General features: G+C 36.2%; 15 protein-coding genes and 1 pseudogene. 13 read left to right on the forward strand and 3 right to left on the reverse strand.

The window, feature by feature from the left end; genetic code table 11:
• A pseudogene (locus QVB70_RS12745) lies at positions 1–267 on the reverse strand (hypothetical protein); the annotation flags it as partial.
• Between the two features lie 294 nt (positions 268–561).
• Here QVB70_RS12745 and QVB70_RS12750 point away from each other — a divergent pair.
• Together QVB70_RS12750 and QVB70_RS12755 are read left to right on the forward strand one after the other, a co-directional pair.
• Positions 562–1,905, forward strand: a complete 1,344-nt coding sequence (locus QVB70_RS12750; protein ID WP_287586851.1) for an acetyl ornithine aminotransferase family protein — start codon at positions 562–564, stop codon at positions 1,903–1,905.
• Between the two features lie 126 nt (positions 1,906–2,031).
• Complete coding sequence (locus QVB70_RS12755; RefSeq protein WP_287586853.1) at positions 2,032–3,438, forward strand: aspartate aminotransferase family protein; 1,407 nt, start codon at positions 2,032–2,034, stop codon at positions 3,436–3,438.
• Positions 3,439–3,469: 31 nt separating this feature from the next.
• Here QVB70_RS12755 and QVB70_RS12760 read toward each other — a convergent pair whose 3' ends face one another.
• Positions 3,470–4,927 (reverse strand): glycosyltransferase family 39 protein, encoded by a 1,458-nt coding sequence (locus QVB70_RS12760; RefSeq protein WP_287586854.1) that lies wholly within the window; start codon positions 4,925–4,927, stop codon positions 3,470–3,472.
• 115 nt (positions 4,928–5,042) lie between these two features.
• Between QVB70_RS12760 and QVB70_RS12765 the strand changes: the two genes are divergently transcribed.
• The 5 genes from QVB70_RS12765 to QVB70_RS12785 all read left to right on the forward strand — a co-directional run bounded on the left by QVB70_RS12765 (position 5,043) and on the right by QVB70_RS12785 (position 8,966).
• Complete coding sequence (locus QVB70_RS12765; protein ID WP_287586856.1) at positions 5,043–5,933, forward strand: PhzF family phenazine biosynthesis protein; 891 nt, start codon at positions 5,043–5,045, stop codon at positions 5,931–5,933.
• Between the two features lie 139 nt (positions 5,934–6,072).
• A complete protein-coding gene (gene pylSn, locus QVB70_RS12770; protein WP_287586859.1) occupies positions 6,073–6,357 on the forward strand; it encodes a pyrrolysine--tRNA(Pyl) ligase small subunit in 285 nt (94 codons plus the stop codon).
• Between the two features lie 20 nt (positions 6,358–6,377).
• On the forward strand, positions 6,378–7,205 hold the full coding sequence (pylSc, locus tag QVB70_RS12775; protein ID WP_287586862.1) for a pyrrolysine--tRNA(Pyl) ligase large subunit: 828 nt from the start codon (positions 6,378–6,380) through the stop codon (positions 7,203–7,205).
• A 156-nt stretch (positions 7,206–7,361) separates the two neighbouring features.
• A complete protein-coding gene (locus QVB70_RS12780) occupies positions 7,362–7,865 on the forward strand; it encodes a hypothetical protein (RefSeq protein WP_287586865.1) in 504 nt (167 codons plus the stop codon).
• Between the two features lie 54 nt (positions 7,866–7,919).
• Complete coding sequence (locus QVB70_RS12785; protein WP_287586867.1) at positions 7,920–8,966, forward strand: NAD(+)/NADH kinase; 1,047 nt, start codon at positions 7,920–7,922, stop codon at positions 8,964–8,966.
• Between the two features lie 110 nt (positions 8,967–9,076).
• Here the strand turns inward: QVB70_RS12785 and QVB70_RS12790 are convergent, their stop codons facing one another.
• The gene (locus QVB70_RS12790; protein ID WP_287586870.1) at positions 9,077–10,390 is read right to left on the reverse strand and encodes a nicotinate phosphoribosyltransferase; all 1,314 of its coding nucleotides are present in this window, start codon (positions 10,388–10,390) and stop codon (positions 9,077–9,079) included.
• A gap of 98 nt (positions 10,391–10,488) precedes the next feature.
• Here QVB70_RS12790 and QVB70_RS12795 point away from each other — a divergent pair, with 98 nt between their 5' ends.
• The 6 genes from QVB70_RS12795 to QVB70_RS12820 form a co-directional block, all read left to right on the forward strand.
• On the forward strand, positions 10,489–11,028 hold the full coding sequence (locus tag QVB70_RS12795) for an isochorismatase family cysteine hydrolase (RefSeq protein WP_287586873.1): 540 nt from the start codon (positions 10,489–10,491) through the stop codon (positions 11,026–11,028).
• A gap of 198 nt (positions 11,029–11,226) precedes the next feature.
• The gene (locus QVB70_RS12800) at positions 11,227–12,486 is read left to right on the forward strand and encodes an amidohydrolase family protein (RefSeq protein WP_287586874.1); all 1,260 of its coding nucleotides are present in this window, start codon (positions 11,227–11,229) and stop codon (positions 12,484–12,486) included.
• A 101-nt stretch (positions 12,487–12,587) separates the two neighbouring features.
• Complete coding sequence (gene pylB / locus QVB70_RS12805) at positions 12,588–13,679, forward strand: methylornithine synthase PylB (protein WP_287586877.1); 1,092 nt, start codon at positions 12,588–12,590, stop codon at positions 13,677–13,679.
• Between the two features lie 10 nt (positions 13,680–13,689).
• Positions 13,690–14,844 (forward strand): 3-methylornithine--L-lysine ligase PylC, encoded by a 1,155-nt coding sequence (gene pylC, locus QVB70_RS12810; RefSeq protein ID WP_287586879.1) that lies wholly within the window; start codon positions 13,690–13,692, stop codon positions 14,842–14,844.
• A 26-nt stretch (positions 14,845–14,870) separates the two neighbouring features.
• Positions 14,871–15,689, forward strand: a complete 819-nt coding sequence (gene pylD / locus QVB70_RS12815; RefSeq protein ID WP_287586882.1) for a 3-methylornithyl-N6-L-lysine dehydrogenase PylD — start codon at positions 14,871–14,873, stop codon at positions 15,687–15,689.
• A gap of 189 nt (positions 15,690–15,878) precedes the next feature.
• A partial coding sequence (locus tag QVB70_RS12820; RefSeq protein WP_287586885.1) for an amino acid permease occupies positions 15,879–16,870 on the forward strand: 992 nt, incomplete at its 3' end.

The raw sequence follows: 16,870 nt of genomic DNA on the forward strand, positions 1-16,870 counted from the left end.
AGGTAATATCTTAAATGTCTGTAGATCCGGATAAATTTGAAATTCTTTTGCTGGAGCACCAAAGGAACCATCGAGTACTAGATGGTCTAATGCATTAAATGACTGAATGCCTTTAGCTATCCCGATTCCCCTTTTGACATGTGATTTTAGATGTTTCGCTGTCGAGGCTTTTGCTCGAATGACTCCATCATTGCCAATCCATACAAATCGAATTATTTTGATTCTTTCCCTCTCAATTGTCTCCATTATCTTGGCTTCATTCGCCATTTTAAATGACACCTTCTACCAAATTTCTAAGCCAAATTTACAGGACTTAACTATGCTGCTTATAATACCCTTGCCAAATCGTAAATGTAGTTCGTTTCTTTACAAATAGGATATTTAAAAATTCGCATGTGGAAATCAAATTCAAGTGTATTCACAAGAATAGATAAAAATTTCTATATCGAATAGACTTCATTTTTCGAAAAATCGAGTGCTAAAACCACTTCTTTTCGTTCGAAATGAAATCCTATGGTTTTTTTAATGTGTTTGTGTAATAATCATTTGAGGTGACTGGAGTTGATAGAGAACATAACTATTCCAAATATCAAGGTAACACCACCTGGTCCTAAGGCAAAAAAGTTGCTGGAACTTGATGATAAATACATCTCGCCGTCTTATGCACGATTTTATCCCCTCGTTGCTGAATCCGCTGAGGGATGTCTAATAAAAGATGTTGACGAAAATATTTATATCGATTTTAACGCAGGAATCTGTGTATGTAATGTTGGGCACTCGCATCCAAAGGTAGTGAATGCGATTACACATCAAGCTACAAAACTTATTCATTACTCCAATACTGACTTCTATTACCAAAAAAGCGTAGAACTTGCACAAAAACTGTACAATAATACTCCTGGGAGTTTTCCTAAAAAGATATTTTTCACGAATAGCGGTGCAGAAGCTGTTGAAGCATCTCTTAAAGTCGCTAAATGGCATACTAGAAAACCTCAAATTATTGCTTTCACTAAAGCATTTCATGGGAGAACGATGGGCGCACTTAGTGTAACAGGATCAAAAGTTGTTCAGAGAAGATATTTCTTCCCTCTTGTCCCTGGGGTCACTCATGTGCCTTATCCCTACTGTTACCGGTGTCCTTACAAACAAACATACCCTGAGTGCAACTTTTATTGCGTTGATTTCATCGACGAAATGGTTTTTGAAACCTATTTGCCACCTGAAGAAACGCTCGGTTTCATATTTGAACCAATACAAGGTGAAGGAGGATATATAGTTCCACCTGAAGGCTATTTTCAGCGATTAAGAAAATTAGCGGCTAAATATCACATGCTACTCATTTCTGATGAAGTTCAATCTGGCATGGCCCGCACTGGTAAAATGTTTGCTATTGAGCATTGGAACGTTACACCGGAGATTATTGCAATTGCTAAAGGTATTGCCTCAGGATTGCCACTTGGAGCAGTTATTGCTAAAGAGGATGTCATGGATTGGGAGCCCGGTGCTCATGCATCAACCTTTGGAGGTAATCCCGTGTCTTGTGCTGCTGCAATTGCAACCTTCGATATCATCGAAGAAGAAAACTTGCTCGATAATGCGGCTAAATTAGGCGGACACACATTAAAACGACTTAATGAAATGAAAGAAAAGTATGAACTAATCGGCGACGTAAGAGGAAAAGGATTGATGATAGGCATCGAACTTGTTAAAGACAGAAAGACCAAAAAACCAGCAAAGGAGAAAGTAAAAGAAATTATTTTTCAGTGTTTCAAAAAAGGACTGGCCATAATTAGTGCAGGGGTTTCTACGATTCGAATCGCGCCACCCCTAGTTATTACAGAAGAACTTTTGGATATTGGACTTAATATATTAGAAGAAGTTCTGCGTGATGTGAACAACAGATAGGTTACTATTCATTCATCTTTTTCACAAATTCATATTTTTTTTATTTCCAAACGCAACGAATTATTTTTTAAATACTATATACTATGTGTACAAACTCTTCAACTGAATTAATAGAATGAATCGCTCATGGAGGGAAATAATATTATAGAAGATGAATTTAAAGAACTTCATTTTCAAGGAGCTCCAAAAGTCATAACAGAAATCCCAGGACCGAAATCTCGTGCGATTTTAGAAAAACAAGAACTCCTTGATGCTAATGTAGTTAGTTATCCACTGACTTATACATTTGCTCTGGAGGCTGCAAAAGGCGCAACATTAATGGATGTTGATGGAAATGTCTATGTTGACTTTTCAGCTGGTGTTTCTGTATGCAATGTAGGTTATCAAAACCCCTATGTTTTAGAAGTAGTTAAAAAACAGGCTGATAAGATTATACATACATTAGATATTCCAACCAAAGCCCGTATTGACATTTTAGAAGCACTTTCAAGAATTGCGCCAGGATCTATGAAAGGCAATTCAAAGATAATTTTTGGTGGTCCATCGGGTTCTGATGCCGTGGAAGCAGCCATAAAACTAGCTAAAGTAAACAAGAAGGGCTATAGAATAATTACATTTGAAGGTGGATATCATGGGCAAACATCTGGATCTTTAGCAGCCACAGCAAAGAAAAGTTACAAAGAGAACTACTTGCCCTTAATTCCAGGCATTGTTCATGCTCCATACCCATATTGTTATCGTTGTCCCTTTGGAAAAGAATCAGCAGAAGAATGTGATATGGAATGTTTGAGATATATCGAACATCTCTTTAAGGATCCTTACTCAGGTCTCGTTCAACCAGCAGGCATGATTGTGGAACCAATCCAAGGCGAAAGCGGTATACTAATTCCACCAAAGGAGTTTATTCAGGGTTTAGCAAGACTCTGCAAAGAAAACGATATTCTATTTGTTTGTGATGAAGTTCAAGCCGGATTCGGACGTACTGGTACATATTGGTGGAGTTGCGAACACTTCGATGTTACACCAGATGCTATTACTATGGCGAAATCACTTGGAGGAATTGGAATCCCAATAGCAGGGATGATGTATAAAAAAGAGTTCGATGAGGCGTGGGGTCCAGGTGGGCACATGGGAACATTTAGAGGAAATGTTCTTGGATGTGCTGCAGGTGCTGCGGCCATTAAATTCACAGAAGAAACTCAACTTCTAAAAAGATCCGCAGAACTTGGCGATTATGCGCTTGAATTGCTAAAAGATCTACAAGATGAAGTTAATTGCATTGGTGATGTTCGTGGCAAAGGGCTATTTTTAGGGGTAGAATTTGTTAAGAACAAAGATAGTAAAAAGCCTGCTGAAGATCTTCTGAAGAAAATCGTTGCAAAGTGCTTTGAACGTGGTGTAATCGTTTGGAAGGGAGGTCACTGGATAAATGTTGCACGTTTTATCCCTGCCTTGACTATAACAAAAGAATTACTTGAAAAAGGGTTAGAAATATTTTCAGAGGTTGTAAAAGAGATTGAAAAAACTACTTAAGCTCTCTCATATTTAAAGAAGTATCATACGGTTATGAGAGTTCATTCTTCTTTTTTTTAATGCCAAATATCTTTCGTAATCTGCTTTTTAGAGTACCTCGACGATCCCAAAAAACTACATATAACAATATACCAACAAGAATAGATGGAAGAAATCTATGTTTCAAAAGCCTCGGATCAAGGTATCCGCTTTTCAATAATTCAAATGCCCCAATATATGCAATAGGAAGATTTAAAATCGTGAAGTTATACGCCAATACACATGCTCCAATAACCACAACACTAAAAGCGAATAATCCAAGATATACTGACCAGAAGATTCTTCTTCGAAAAATAGAAACGCTTTTTGCATTAAATGTTTCAATAGTTAGGGCAGTGGGAATGATAAGCAATGGCAAAACAGGATGAATGTATCCAGGGCCAATGTAATGAAATCCCCCGCCTAAATCTACACGCATCGAAAAAAACAAGATGTTCAACAGAATTGATGCTATAAAGAGCAGTGTTTCTCTTTTAAACAATTTATACATTTTGAAAAAACCAAAGGTGGAGGTAAAGAAAATTAGCGGTTGATAGAAAAACAAACTGCCGCCTCCAAGATCACTATAAATCAAGAACTTAAAAAGACCCTGTGGAATATATGTGATTGAAAACTCAGTGGCTGGTCCAAAAGTATGGTATGTATATGCAGTTGAGAACGGAGAATCAAACAATATTTGATTGAGACCAAGAATAACTAATCCCATTGCGACGATTGGTGAAAAAAGGCAAAGAACTTGCCTTAATTTGTGTCCAAATATTTTAGCTTTGTATGTGAAAATTACATATGAAATAATGGGTACTAACAGGATAACATTTGTATATTCTACCAAAAGGGCATATCCTATTGAAACACCAGCAAAAGCAAGATACTTCATTTCTTCCTTCTCTGGCAGCTGGTTACGGGTTACTTTCATTAACAGATAAATGCCCATAAGTAAAAAAAACGGAGATACCGACCCATCCTCAAATCTCTTAGAGTGAGTCCAAGCTATACCAAATGCACTAAGAATAGCAGTTAATATACTTGTTCTTTCACTACAATTTAGCAAGCGGCAGACATCATGTACCAAAACAACTGTTAAGGCTGAAATTACTGCTACGAAAGAGATCAAAATATATTGATAATGATTCGGAAAACTCACATATCCATCTAGAATTTTTAGAAGCATATAAATTGGAATTCCCAAAAAACTTAATCCTGGTGCTTTGGCGACATAATAATTTCCCTCATAAAAACCAACTGTAAAATAAATATAGTGTACATACTTGGTAACTATAAAGGTGTTATCTTCAACGAGGGCGATGATCATTATGTAATGAGCCCATTCGTCCATTTGATGGACGCCCCATCCAATTCCGAGTTGGTATATAATATAAACGGCTATGAAAAGTTTGAAGCGAATGCTTTTGAGTAATGCGTTATGAAACGATTTAATAGAGTGCCACATTTTTGATACACTATTCTTCGTAATTGGACGTTACCTCATATATTGGACGTTACCTCATATTTATGAAATATATAAAAATTACTTTAAGTAAATATTCGAATAGGAGAGGATCAAAATGAAAGGACACCAATTCTATATTGTAGATGTCTTTGCAGAGAAAAAGTACACAGGAAACCAATTAGCGGTTTTTAGGGATGGATATAAGTTTTCTGATGAAGAGATGCAGCTTATCGCAAAAGAAATGCATTTTTCAGAGACGACATTCATTTTATCAGATATACCTGAAAACAATGGTTATGATGTAAGAATATTCACACCTGCAAGTGAGGTGCCGTTTGCAGGACATCCTACTTTAGGCACTGCCTATATTATCCAAAGAGAGATCATCAAGCAACCTATTGAATTAGTGAATTTGAATCTGAAAGTTGGTCAAATTCCTATCGATCTCCATTATAAAAATGGAGAATTGGACAATTTAGTGATGAAACAAAAGGAACCGACTTTTGGATCAGAATTGTCTATTAATGCACTATCAACAGTCCTTAATATCGACAGTAACGAAATAGATAATCGATTTCCCATCCAAGAAGTGTCGACTGGAGTTCCATTCATTATAGTTCCAATACGGACACTTAAGTCAATAAAACGAATTAATGTCAATACGGAGGAATATTTCCGTTTGATTAAAAAAACACAAGCTAAAGCTGTACATGTCTTTTGCCCCGAGACTCAGTACGAAGAAAATCACGTTCATGTCAGGATGTTTGCCTATTATTACGGCGTTCCTGAAGATCCTGCCACAGGAAGTGCTGCAGGCTGCTTAGCTGCATATCTAGTAAAACATCGATATTACGGACAGAACAAAATTGATATCAGAGCAGAACAAGGATATGAGATAGGAAGACCCTCATTGCTATTCTTAAACGCAGAAGAAACAGAAAACAAGAAAATAAACGTATATGTAGGGGGCCAAGTGCAAATGATCGCTAAAGGAGAATTTCTGTGAATAACAATACCTTTCTCTAATGAAGGGGACTTAGAGTCAGTATTAATTATTATGGAGGCCGGTCGGAAAGACCGCAGGGGTCCTAAGCCCTTGTAGCCGGGTTCAACTCCCGGGGCCTTCGCTTGTTGGAGGAAAGTTTTTGACTATAAAATTAGCTCGAGAAAAGCGACCACCTCTCAATGAACTCTTACAAAAGATCAAATTGTGGACTTCAAGAAGCGGAACACTTCATGGAGTTAAGAATGTTTCAATAGCAGGATCTTATCTTAAAATAGAGACAGTTTGTAATAAGTCTATTTTAACACGAAATTCAAGAAGAAGCCGCGCTGCACGATGGTTAAGAAGAGGATGGGCTAGAAAGATTTGCAAGACATGTGACATTCAAAACTGGAGGCTCTCTAAATTCTTACGCAAATTTAAATAATTTTTAAGAGAGAGAATCAAATGGCATTTATTTTTTCAAAAACACAACAACAACGGTTAAAGGAATTAGATGCTCCTGATGAATTTTTTTTACTTAGTTTTGAAACGAAAAGCGAACGTGACAAGCGTTTTCAGGAAATATCAACATCACTTGAAAAATATCACCGTGAAAACCTAATGAATTTTTTAATGTTTAAAAAACCCGAATTGAAACGCATTGAGCAAGCACTTGAAAAAGCTGCAATTTCTGAAGGATTTGTTGAGGTATTGACACCAGTGATCATTTCAAAGAGTTTTATCAAACGTATGGAAATTAAAGAGAACCATTCTCTTTGGAAACAAATTTTTTGGCTCGATGAATCACGTTGTCTACGTCCCATGTTGGCTCCAGGTCTTTATCATTTAATGAGTCAACTAAGGAAGTTCGTAAATCCAGTGAAAATATTCGAGATCGGACAATGTTTCAGAAAGGAAACTACAGGACAACAACATCTTGAAGAATTCACAATGATGAATCTTGTTGAATATGGAGACATATTAGAGCCTGAAAAACGAATCAATTATATGATTGATCTAATTATGAAAAATGTTGGGTTAAAGGAATATAAGGTACATCAAGTTGATTCGTTAGTTTATGGAACAACAATCGACGTCTCAATTGAAGGAGTTGAAATAGCATCTGCCGCCATAGGTCCTCATCCACTAGACAAAAATTGGAATGTTTATGAACCATGGGCTGGCATTGGAGTGGGAATTGAACGATTGATACTGTTAAAAGAAAACTTCAAGAATATAAAGCGTATTAGTCGTAGCCTAAGTTATTTAAACGGATGGCGATTAGATATCTAGCTCACTATGATCGTTTTTATCTATTGGCTGCTTTTTAAAAAAATGATGACTTTATATAGTTTTTTTAACACAAGATACTGCTCTCAAAACAATTAGTGATGAGAAGCAACTAAGTAACCCTGCCCTGAAGAACGAGAGCTTCTTATGGTGATTTTAATGATTTCTCAGATTCAATATTTAAAGAAAATGATCTACGATGCATATCCAAATCTTTCCGGATTAGTTAAGGTTTATGTAGAGGGGTTAGAAAAGATGATAGTCCTTTTTACCAATACAGTTGAAGAAATCATCCAACGGCAATGCAAACAAATTTATCTACACCTTAAACCAGAACCCGAAAACGAACAGCAGGAATTAGTTAAGCAAAGGATTCTCAATATAAGTCAAGGAAGAAGGCCACAAAAAATTTTAAATGAACATTCAACCGATTTATTATCCGAAGAGGAAGCCACGAAGATCATGCTAGACTTTGAAAAAGAGACATTCTACAAGGTTGAAAAAGGTGAGAAAATCACTCTTGATGATTATATCAACTTCGCTAAAAAATATGGATATTCAATTGTAAAAGTGCTGGTGGCTTCATCCTGGCTTGATGAATATCTCTCTTATACAGCTATTGAAGCCAGAAATATAGCTTTTGAAAACATTACAATTGCTTAAGCAACAGTCAATAAAGGCAACTCTTTTTAAAATGATATATCATAGAATTATATTATGAAATTTGGGATTAGCTGTGCTTCGAATGAGGCTCTTATTCTCGATTATGTTAAAGATATTATTGCATTTCTAAGAAAAAGGAAGCATAGTATTGAATTAGAAGAAGGACTCCCAAAATTACTAAATATCGATCTTGATGAACGCCCATTAAATCAAATGACAGCAGATTGCGTTTTATCTATTGGAGGGGCTGCAACCATCCTCAAAACTTTTAGAGAGTTAGATAGAAATCAACTTCCTGTTTTAGGTATTAGTTTTGGGGATATTGGGTTCTTAGCAGAAATTGATATCAAAAACTTCGAAAAAAGCATACTAGAGATCGAAAAAGAGAATTATTTGGTAGAAGAACGCACACGATTGGCTATAGAAATAAATGGTGAATATCTGCCATTCTCTCTTAACGAATTGACAGTAAATGCCAAAATGAGTGCTACAGTTATTAGATATGCTTTAATAATTGATGACGAGTTGATATGGCGTGATTCTGCTGATGGAGTGATCATTTCAACACCCTCTGGATCAACGGGTTATGCACTTTCAGCTGGAGGACCTATTGTATCGGAAGGGGCAAATGTATTTGTAATTGTGCCTATTTGTTCTTTAAAACAAACACATAAACCATTCATTGTAAATAATTTGAGCACGATAACAATCAAAGATATCTCTAGTTCATCAAAATGTCAGGCAATTGTTGATGGAAGAATAAGAGTTGATTTGAATGCTGATATCATAAACATAACAAAGGCTGAAGTTCCAGCACACTTCATTCGACTCGAAAGGGAAGTTAATTCAAAGATCTTTCAAAAATTACGAAAGAAATACGAAACAATAGATTTAATGCCTAAAACAGCTCCACCTTCAGCTAAATTTATTCACACACTTCTTAAATATGAAGGTCGCTTAACACAAAAAGAGATTATCGAAATGACTATGCTCCCTGCCAGAACTGTTCGATCTAGTATAAACTATCTACTGAAAAATGATCTAATCATAAAAACTAGTTCATTAAGAGATACACGTCAATACATCTATCTCATCAAATAAATCTCGTTTAACTTTGCTTTAAAACCTATACAAGAAGAAGGTATACAGTTCTCTCGTGAATTTTGAAACATAATTTGTCCCAACATTGTTGTTCCCAAAAAAGAATATAGCTATGAAAAAAACTTTACTCTATCGCCATCTTTTTTGTACAAGCTTTTTAAATCGTCAGGAAGCCTCTTAATCTGAGAAAGCACTCTTTCTCTGGCATCATCTACGGATTCAAAGGCTTTTATTACCTTCCCATCTCTTATGACTTGGTGAAGTAAAGGTTTATACCCATTTGTTATTTCCTTACCCTTGGGAACAACGAGGTCGCGAAATTCGTTTTTCAATCGATAAACATCCTTTGCTCCACTATAATTTCCTACTTTTGCTCTTGGTATTCCATCTACTTCTACGATTTTCAATGCAAAATCCATAACGGGAGCATTGGCTACTTTAGTGCCTATACCAAATCCATCGTAAACCTCTGCAAGTCTCTTAACTTCATACTCGTCTAATCCACCACTCGCAAATAATTTTACATCTTCTCTTCCTCGAATATCCAACTCCCAGCGCAATTCCTTTCCAACTTTGAGTAGATTTCCACTATCAACCCGTACGCCATAAAGGTTTGGACCCATGCATTCGAGGGCAAGTAATGTTTCTTCCTTTGGGGATCCGTATGTATCAACGAGAGCAATTCTTGGGACTTCTTTTGGTAATACCTCATTAAAAGCATGAAACGCATCCGCTGAGTTGCCAAAAAGTAACATTAATGCATGTGGCATTGTCCCTACTGCGTTCTTACCCATATATTCTGCTCCAACAATACTGGACACAGCATCAAATCCTCCAGCATAACAAGCGCGTTCTATTACTGGTGCTACACTTGGATGAAGTCTTCTGGTCCCAAAACTAAAAACAAGTTTGTCATTGGCAACAATTCGAGACCTAACAGCTTTTGTTGCAATACCAGAAGCATAAGAAATGAACCCTAAAATGGCGGTTTCATATATGCCGAAATCAGTATATCTTCCTTCAATTCGAAGAACAGGTTCATTTGGAAAGAATATCTCACCATCTTGCATTGCCCAGACATTTAAAGAGTTAGATTCTGCTACATTCTCAGCGACATAACTTAACAAATTGATAACTTCTTGAATTCCCGAAAAAACACCGAAGTTGTAGTCTTTATCAGGAAAGCCTTTAATCATGGCTTCCATAACTACCCTTTTGTCAATACGTTTAGCCTTAAGAACTTCAAAAGTCCTCAAAAAATACGCATCAGTTGCTCGTCCATCAAGTATTTCGTTTTCATCACAATAATTGAATCGTCTCATAGTTTTCCACTCAAGGAAGATACAATAAATTGATTTGCTTACCGTGATAAGAATTATATATTTATATTTAATGCGAACATTGATTGCGGTATTTTTTGCCATATTTTTCGATTTTTCACCATTTTTTGCCTCTAGCGATGTAGCTAATAGCATATAATGACATTTACTTCTCTAAATAAAAAGGAGGTATTTAAAGAGAAATGAAACCCGCCATTTTAGTTATAGACATGCTAAATGATTTTGTAACTGGTGAATTAAGATGCGATACAGCTCAAGAAATCATCCCTTCGATACAAAAGCTTCTCAATGCTGCAAGAGAACATGATTTGCCAGTAGTTTACTGCAATGATGCGCATCTTCAGTATGACAGTGAACTAAAAAAATGGGGTCCACATGCAATGAAAGGTTCAAAGGGTGCAGAAGTCATTCCCGAGCTTGATCCAACACCAAACGATTATATCATTGAAAAGAGGACATATAGCGGATTTTTTGAGACCGGACTCGATTCATTATTGCGAGATCTGCATTCTGATACCGTAATCATAACTGGGATGCATACTAATATATGTGATCGCCATACTGCGGCTGGTGCATTCTTTAGAGGATACAAAATCGTAATTGCTTCTGATGGGACAGGAACATTCACTAAAGAAGAACACGAACAAGGTCTAAAATATCTTGAGGATATCTATAACGCAAAAATAAATTCTACGAATGAAATCATAGATAGTTTTGCATAGTACTGAAAATACAACGATGGAGACCCCATAGAGTGCAACACAACAACTTAAGAGTTTTTTCTCTACAATCTCACTTCTTTTTTTCCTAAGTTAAAAATAGAATAATTGCTTCTAAAGGCAGAATGTTAATCGACCGAATATTTTTTAAAAAGAACCAACTTGTTATGTTTTTTTACCTAACAATAGAGAGGGGTTCTTTTGCTGGATTTATCTGAATATCCCGTTATTGATACACATTGTCATGTTTTTAGAGAAGATATAAGCAAGACTCTTACTGCAGAAAATTTCGCCCAAGACATAAATTTCGGATCTTTTTATCCAGATTTTTTAATTTCGACATCAATTCTTGAAGAATACAACAAAGCTTCAAATAAGGAAAAAGTTGAACTGGATCAAAAATATAGAGTCGCACAAACTTTACAGGAACTTCAATACCATGCGAAACATGCTCTTTTTTACAGACAGATGTTACATGAACTTGCACAGTTTTTTAATTGTGCTGATGATTTAGATACTATAATTAACATAAGAAATCAAAAAGCAGTAGATTTTAGAAGCTATTTAATCGAGTTGTTTACAGATGCACGCCTTGAGGCGCTGATTATTGATGATGGGTTTTCTGAGATCGCCGTGGATAAACCTCTTAAAACAATAGAATGGTCAGAATTCGAACAATTAGTACCTATCCAAGTTGTACGATTTAGTCGAATTGAAAATCTGATTAAGAATGCACTTCTTGTTTCTTCAGATTTTGATGAATTTCTTGTTAACTATGATAATGAAATGAATACAGCAATTACTAAATACAATTCTCGCGGATTTAAATCGATTGTTGCATATCGTACTGGGCTAAACATAAGAAATCCAGATGAGTCTGATGCTAGAAACGATTTTATCAAGTATCATCAGGATAAATCTCCAGAAGTTGAGCGATGGGGACTAAAAAATCTTCGTGATTTTCTGATATGGCGAACAGTGGAGAAATGTATCAAATTAGATCTTCCCTTTCAGTTTCATACTGGCATTGGAGATGTGGATACACTGGTGGATCAATGTAATCCAGTTTGCCTATTTAAGTTCTTAAGAGACAAAAAAATAAGACATGCAAAGATTATCTTAGCGCATGCAGGGTTTCCCTATGTCTCTGAGGCTACAAATCTGCTGAATATACTCCCTAACGTCTATCTTGAATTATCAGTGATGTTTCCATTTACGAGTGCTGGATCTACAACGAATTTAATGAGAACCTTAGAATTTGCACCCCTAACAAAAGTTATGATTGGTAGCGATGCATTTAATACCCCTGAACTTTATTGGTTAGGAGCAAAAATTGCGAAAAAGGCATTAGCTCGTGTACTATCACAATTTATCGAATTTGGGGCTATCAATGAAGATGAGGCGTATAAATTCGCGAAGCTTATCTTATCAGAAAACACAAGGCGCATATATAAACTCTAAAAACTTCTTTTTTTGTAATCCCGAGTAAATTACTTTAAGTGGCATTTAATAAAAGTCTAGAAAAAACCTTTTATCTTCTTCCTCATTAAGGATGGCTTCAAATGGAAAGTTTTTTCAGCTCCTTTGAATCAAGTCCAAAGGACCCAAAGATCTATGAAATTTTAAGAGAAGTATTAAACGGTGAAGAACTGAATAGACGGAATGCTCTTTATTTACTAAAAACAAGCCATCCAAATGATATCTTTGCATTGTTTTCTGCAGCTAATGAACTCCGTGTAAGATATTTTGAAAATAAAGTATTTGCTTATGGATTCATCTATTTTACAACATATTGCAAAAATTCCTGCAGTTTCTGCTATTTTAGGAAGCTAAATTCTAAATGTCTACGCTACAGAAAAACTCCTGAGGAAATTATTAGTCAAGCAGAAAAATTGAAAGAATCTGGTGTGCATTTAATCGATATGACATCAGGAGAGGATCCACTTTTTTTCAAGCCAAATTATTCAGGTTTGCTTTCTGCTTTATCTACTGTGAAAGAGGCTACAGAATTACCACTAATGGTCTCTCCTGGAGTTGTCCCTAAACATGTTTTAAGGAAAATTGCTGAAATTGCAGAATGGTATGCTCTTTACCAAGAAACACACAATCGTGCACTTTTCGCAAAATTGCGTATTAATCAAGATTATGACGAACGGATGAAATCAAAAATTTTCGCTAAGGAAATGGGCTTATTAATAGAAGAGGGTATTCTTCTAGGTGTAGGAGAATCAGAAGAAGATCGAATTAATTCGTTTTTCACCATCAAGGATATTGGAGCAGATCAAGTACGTGTAATGGGATTTGTACCGCAACAAGGAACTCCAATGGAGCAAAACATCTCGCCTCCAATCTTGGAGGAAATGAAGTCTATTGCACTTCTGCGTTTAATTTGCCCAGACAAACTTATTCCGGCTTCTTTCGATATTGATGGTTTAAAGGGGCTTCAATTACGTCTATTGGTGGGGGCTAATGTGATCACCTCCCTCATCCCAAAAACATCAGGATTATTGGGTGTAGCAGCAGCTAATCTGGGAATTAATCAAGGAATTAGAAGCATTCAAACTATTAAACCGTACTTAGACAGTATAGGATTAAAACTAGCATCTACACATCAATACATTGAATTCATCCAACAAAGAAAACGATTATCTTGAGGTCATCATTTTGAGGTTAGCCTTGATAGGTGGACGTTTACAGGGACTTGAAGCAGCCTATCTTGCGAAAAAGGCGGATATAACTACAATATTAATTGATAGAGAACCTAATACTCCTGCCTCTACTATTGTTGATGAAAATTATGTTTTTGACGTGATAAAGCAAGAAAATCTCTTTAAGAAGATTTGTAAAACAGTAGATGCAGTTTTACCAACTACTGAAAATATGAAAACGCTTGTTTTTCTGGAAAAGACGTGCAAGGGACTGATACACTTTTTACAAGACACTAACGCTTTTTGGGTAACATCTAATAAGACTCGCTCCAAAAACTTTTTAACAAGTCAACACGTTGCTGTTCCGAAGCCTTGGCCTGATGCAACATTTCCTCTAATAGTAAAACCTGCTCGTTTGAGTGGCAGTATTAGTATCTTTAAGGTGTCAACACCATCACAATTACCTCACATTATAAATGAAGTAAGACAAATTGATCACGAAGTTATCGTGGAAGAATTTGTCGAAGGACTTGCGGTTTCTTTAGAAGTTCTTGCAAAGAATGGAAACTCGATACCATTTCAAGTTACAGATTTGGAATTTGATGAATCTTATGGATGTAAAAGAGTAACAGCGCCAACAGTTCTTTCGAATCATGTTAAGAATAAATTTATCGAAACTGGTTTGAAAATCGCAAAAGGTCTTAACTTGCATGGACTTACAGACGTGCAAAGTATAGTTTCTCCTTCTAACTCACTAAAAACTAATGAAATAAATGCAAGATTACCCAGTCAAACACCTACTGTCGTTTTTCACTCTACTGGCATAAATATCGTCAAGGAACTTGCAAATATATTCCTTGAAAACACTTTGTCATCGAATAAAGTTGGTTTTGAAAAGGGAGTCGTATATCAACATGTTTGCATTGTTGACCATTCATTGAAGGTTCAGGGCGAGCATATTCTGACCGATGCTAAAAATCTAACACATAAACTAGGATTTTTCGGTGCAGATGAGGCCATTACGAACTTTTTTAGCAACAATAATGCTGATGGAAAACGTGTTGCAACACTAATTGTCAGAGATAAAACTCTAGAAGAGGCAAAAAAGAAAATGGTTGCGGTAATTAGTGAAATTATGTCAGAGTTTAAACTTACAAACTATATTGACTAAAAGCCTAATTAAATAAGTGGAAGAATATGACACGCCTCACTCCTGAACAAGTGAAAAATATCCCAATAGATTTACAAAACTATGAACAAGAGCTGATTAAAAAAACTGAACATTCTTTATTAGGAATTGCAAAACATACTCTTAACATTAGAAATGATATCACCTCAGTTTTAAGTAAGAAAACTGCAGCAATAATACCTATAACTGCTGGAAAAGGCACAATACTAGGTTTTACTGATGCAATATTAGCCATATTAACCCATATCGGTTTAGATACCTATATAACCAAGAAAAAAGACGTTGGAGGTTTCGCTGAAGCGATATCTAAACAAGCAGACGTTTTATTCGCTGCGGATGATAATCATTTTATTGCAGTTAATCTCAGAACTCGTTATGTTTCTGAAAATTCTGCATGTACAGGAAAGGCTTATATCGCAGCATTGGATCTCGCAGTGAAGGGAATAAAAAGTAAAACTGTTTTTATCATAGGATATGGTCCCGTAGGACAAGCTGCTACGATTGAATTACTTGATAGATGCGCTAATGTGGTTCTATATGATATTGATAAAGTAAAGATTGGATATGCCAAACGTAAATTTAAAGATCGCGTTCATATTGTTCACTCAATCAAAGAAGGATTGCGGTATGCAAATTTGATAGTTGATGCAACTCCAGTGCCAGACATTATTTCTGAAGATATGATAAAAGAAGATACATTTGTTGTTGCTCCTGGGATCCCGCTAGGTCTAACTAGTAAGGCACTCAAAAAACTCACAAGTAAAAATTTAATTCACGACTCGCTTGAGTTAGGAGTAGCTACTATGGCTTTAGATGCCACATTTTAATCAGATAATCGATTAATATTTTTGCAATTTTTATTATTTGCTAAGTATAAGTTATAATTAATTTTGTAAAGCGTTTAGATTGTATTTGAAATATTGGGCATGACAGAAATGTAAGAATTTATATATTACTTATTGACTAATAGCTTAGAAACTGAACTTAAGTCTAAAAATCAAATGGAGAAAAAACAATTGGGCGAAGATAAAGTTTTTCTTAGAACAGCATCGGGCTTAGTAAAAAACATTTCAGGTGTTGAAGCAGTGCTGATGAACGTCGTTTTCATGGGATTTCTGTTTGCATTCATTGAACTACCATTTGCTGCAGGTCTATTCCCTGGCGCACAACTACCAATAAGTGCTTTGTTGGTTATACCAGCTAGTTTAGCAATTGCAGTTATGTATGGTTTATTTACAATGTCAATGCCACGTACAGGCGGTGAATATGTATTCGTTGGAAGGACAATTCATCCTTCGGTGGGATTTCTTGTTAACTTTTATTTCTCTGCGGTGCTTTGGTCATGGATTGGCTCTGTAGTGGGCTGGGTGCCTATTTATGGGCTTGCTCCATGGTTCTCTGCGTTGGCAGTAGTTGCACCAAGTGCATCACAAGCTACATATTGGATAAATATGGCGGCGCTAATGTATGATCCTTTTGTTGGATTTGCAATAACCTTTGTTCTTATTTCGATTGGAACTCTGGTAGTCTATGGGGGGTCTAAATGGGTCATTCGCGCCTCTTATGTTATCTTTGCAGTGACTGTTGTTGCTATTATCGCCTATTTTGCAACGATTTTAGGCGCAGGACACACTGGTTTCGTAGCTGGTTTTGACGCGAGATCTGGAACTACAGTAGCTGCTGTTGAGACTGCTGCTCTAGCACAGGTCCCGAATGGCTTCATAGCAACTCCAATATTCCTTGCAACATTCTTAGGAACGCTGCATATCTTTTTAGGAACCTTAGGCTACAGCGGTAACGCTTGGTGCGCAGGTGAAGTTAAAGGAACTAGAACACATCTCTATGCAATGATAGGTGCGGTTGTGATCTTCGGTATTCTCGTTTGGCCAATTTACTACATTACATATCTTGTCTTTGGCTTCGATTTCATCAACGCATCATCGTTCTTGGCAACTCTAGGCTATCCTGGTTGGTATGAATTCACCTGGGCGTATTCAATGCCTAGTTA

This window comes from Candidatus Borrarchaeum sp., from assembly GCF_019058535.1.
In the GTDB taxonomy this organism is placed as follows: Archaea; Asgardarchaeota; Sifarchaeia; order Borrarchaeales; family Borrarchaeaceae; genus Borrarchaeum; species Borrarchaeum weybense.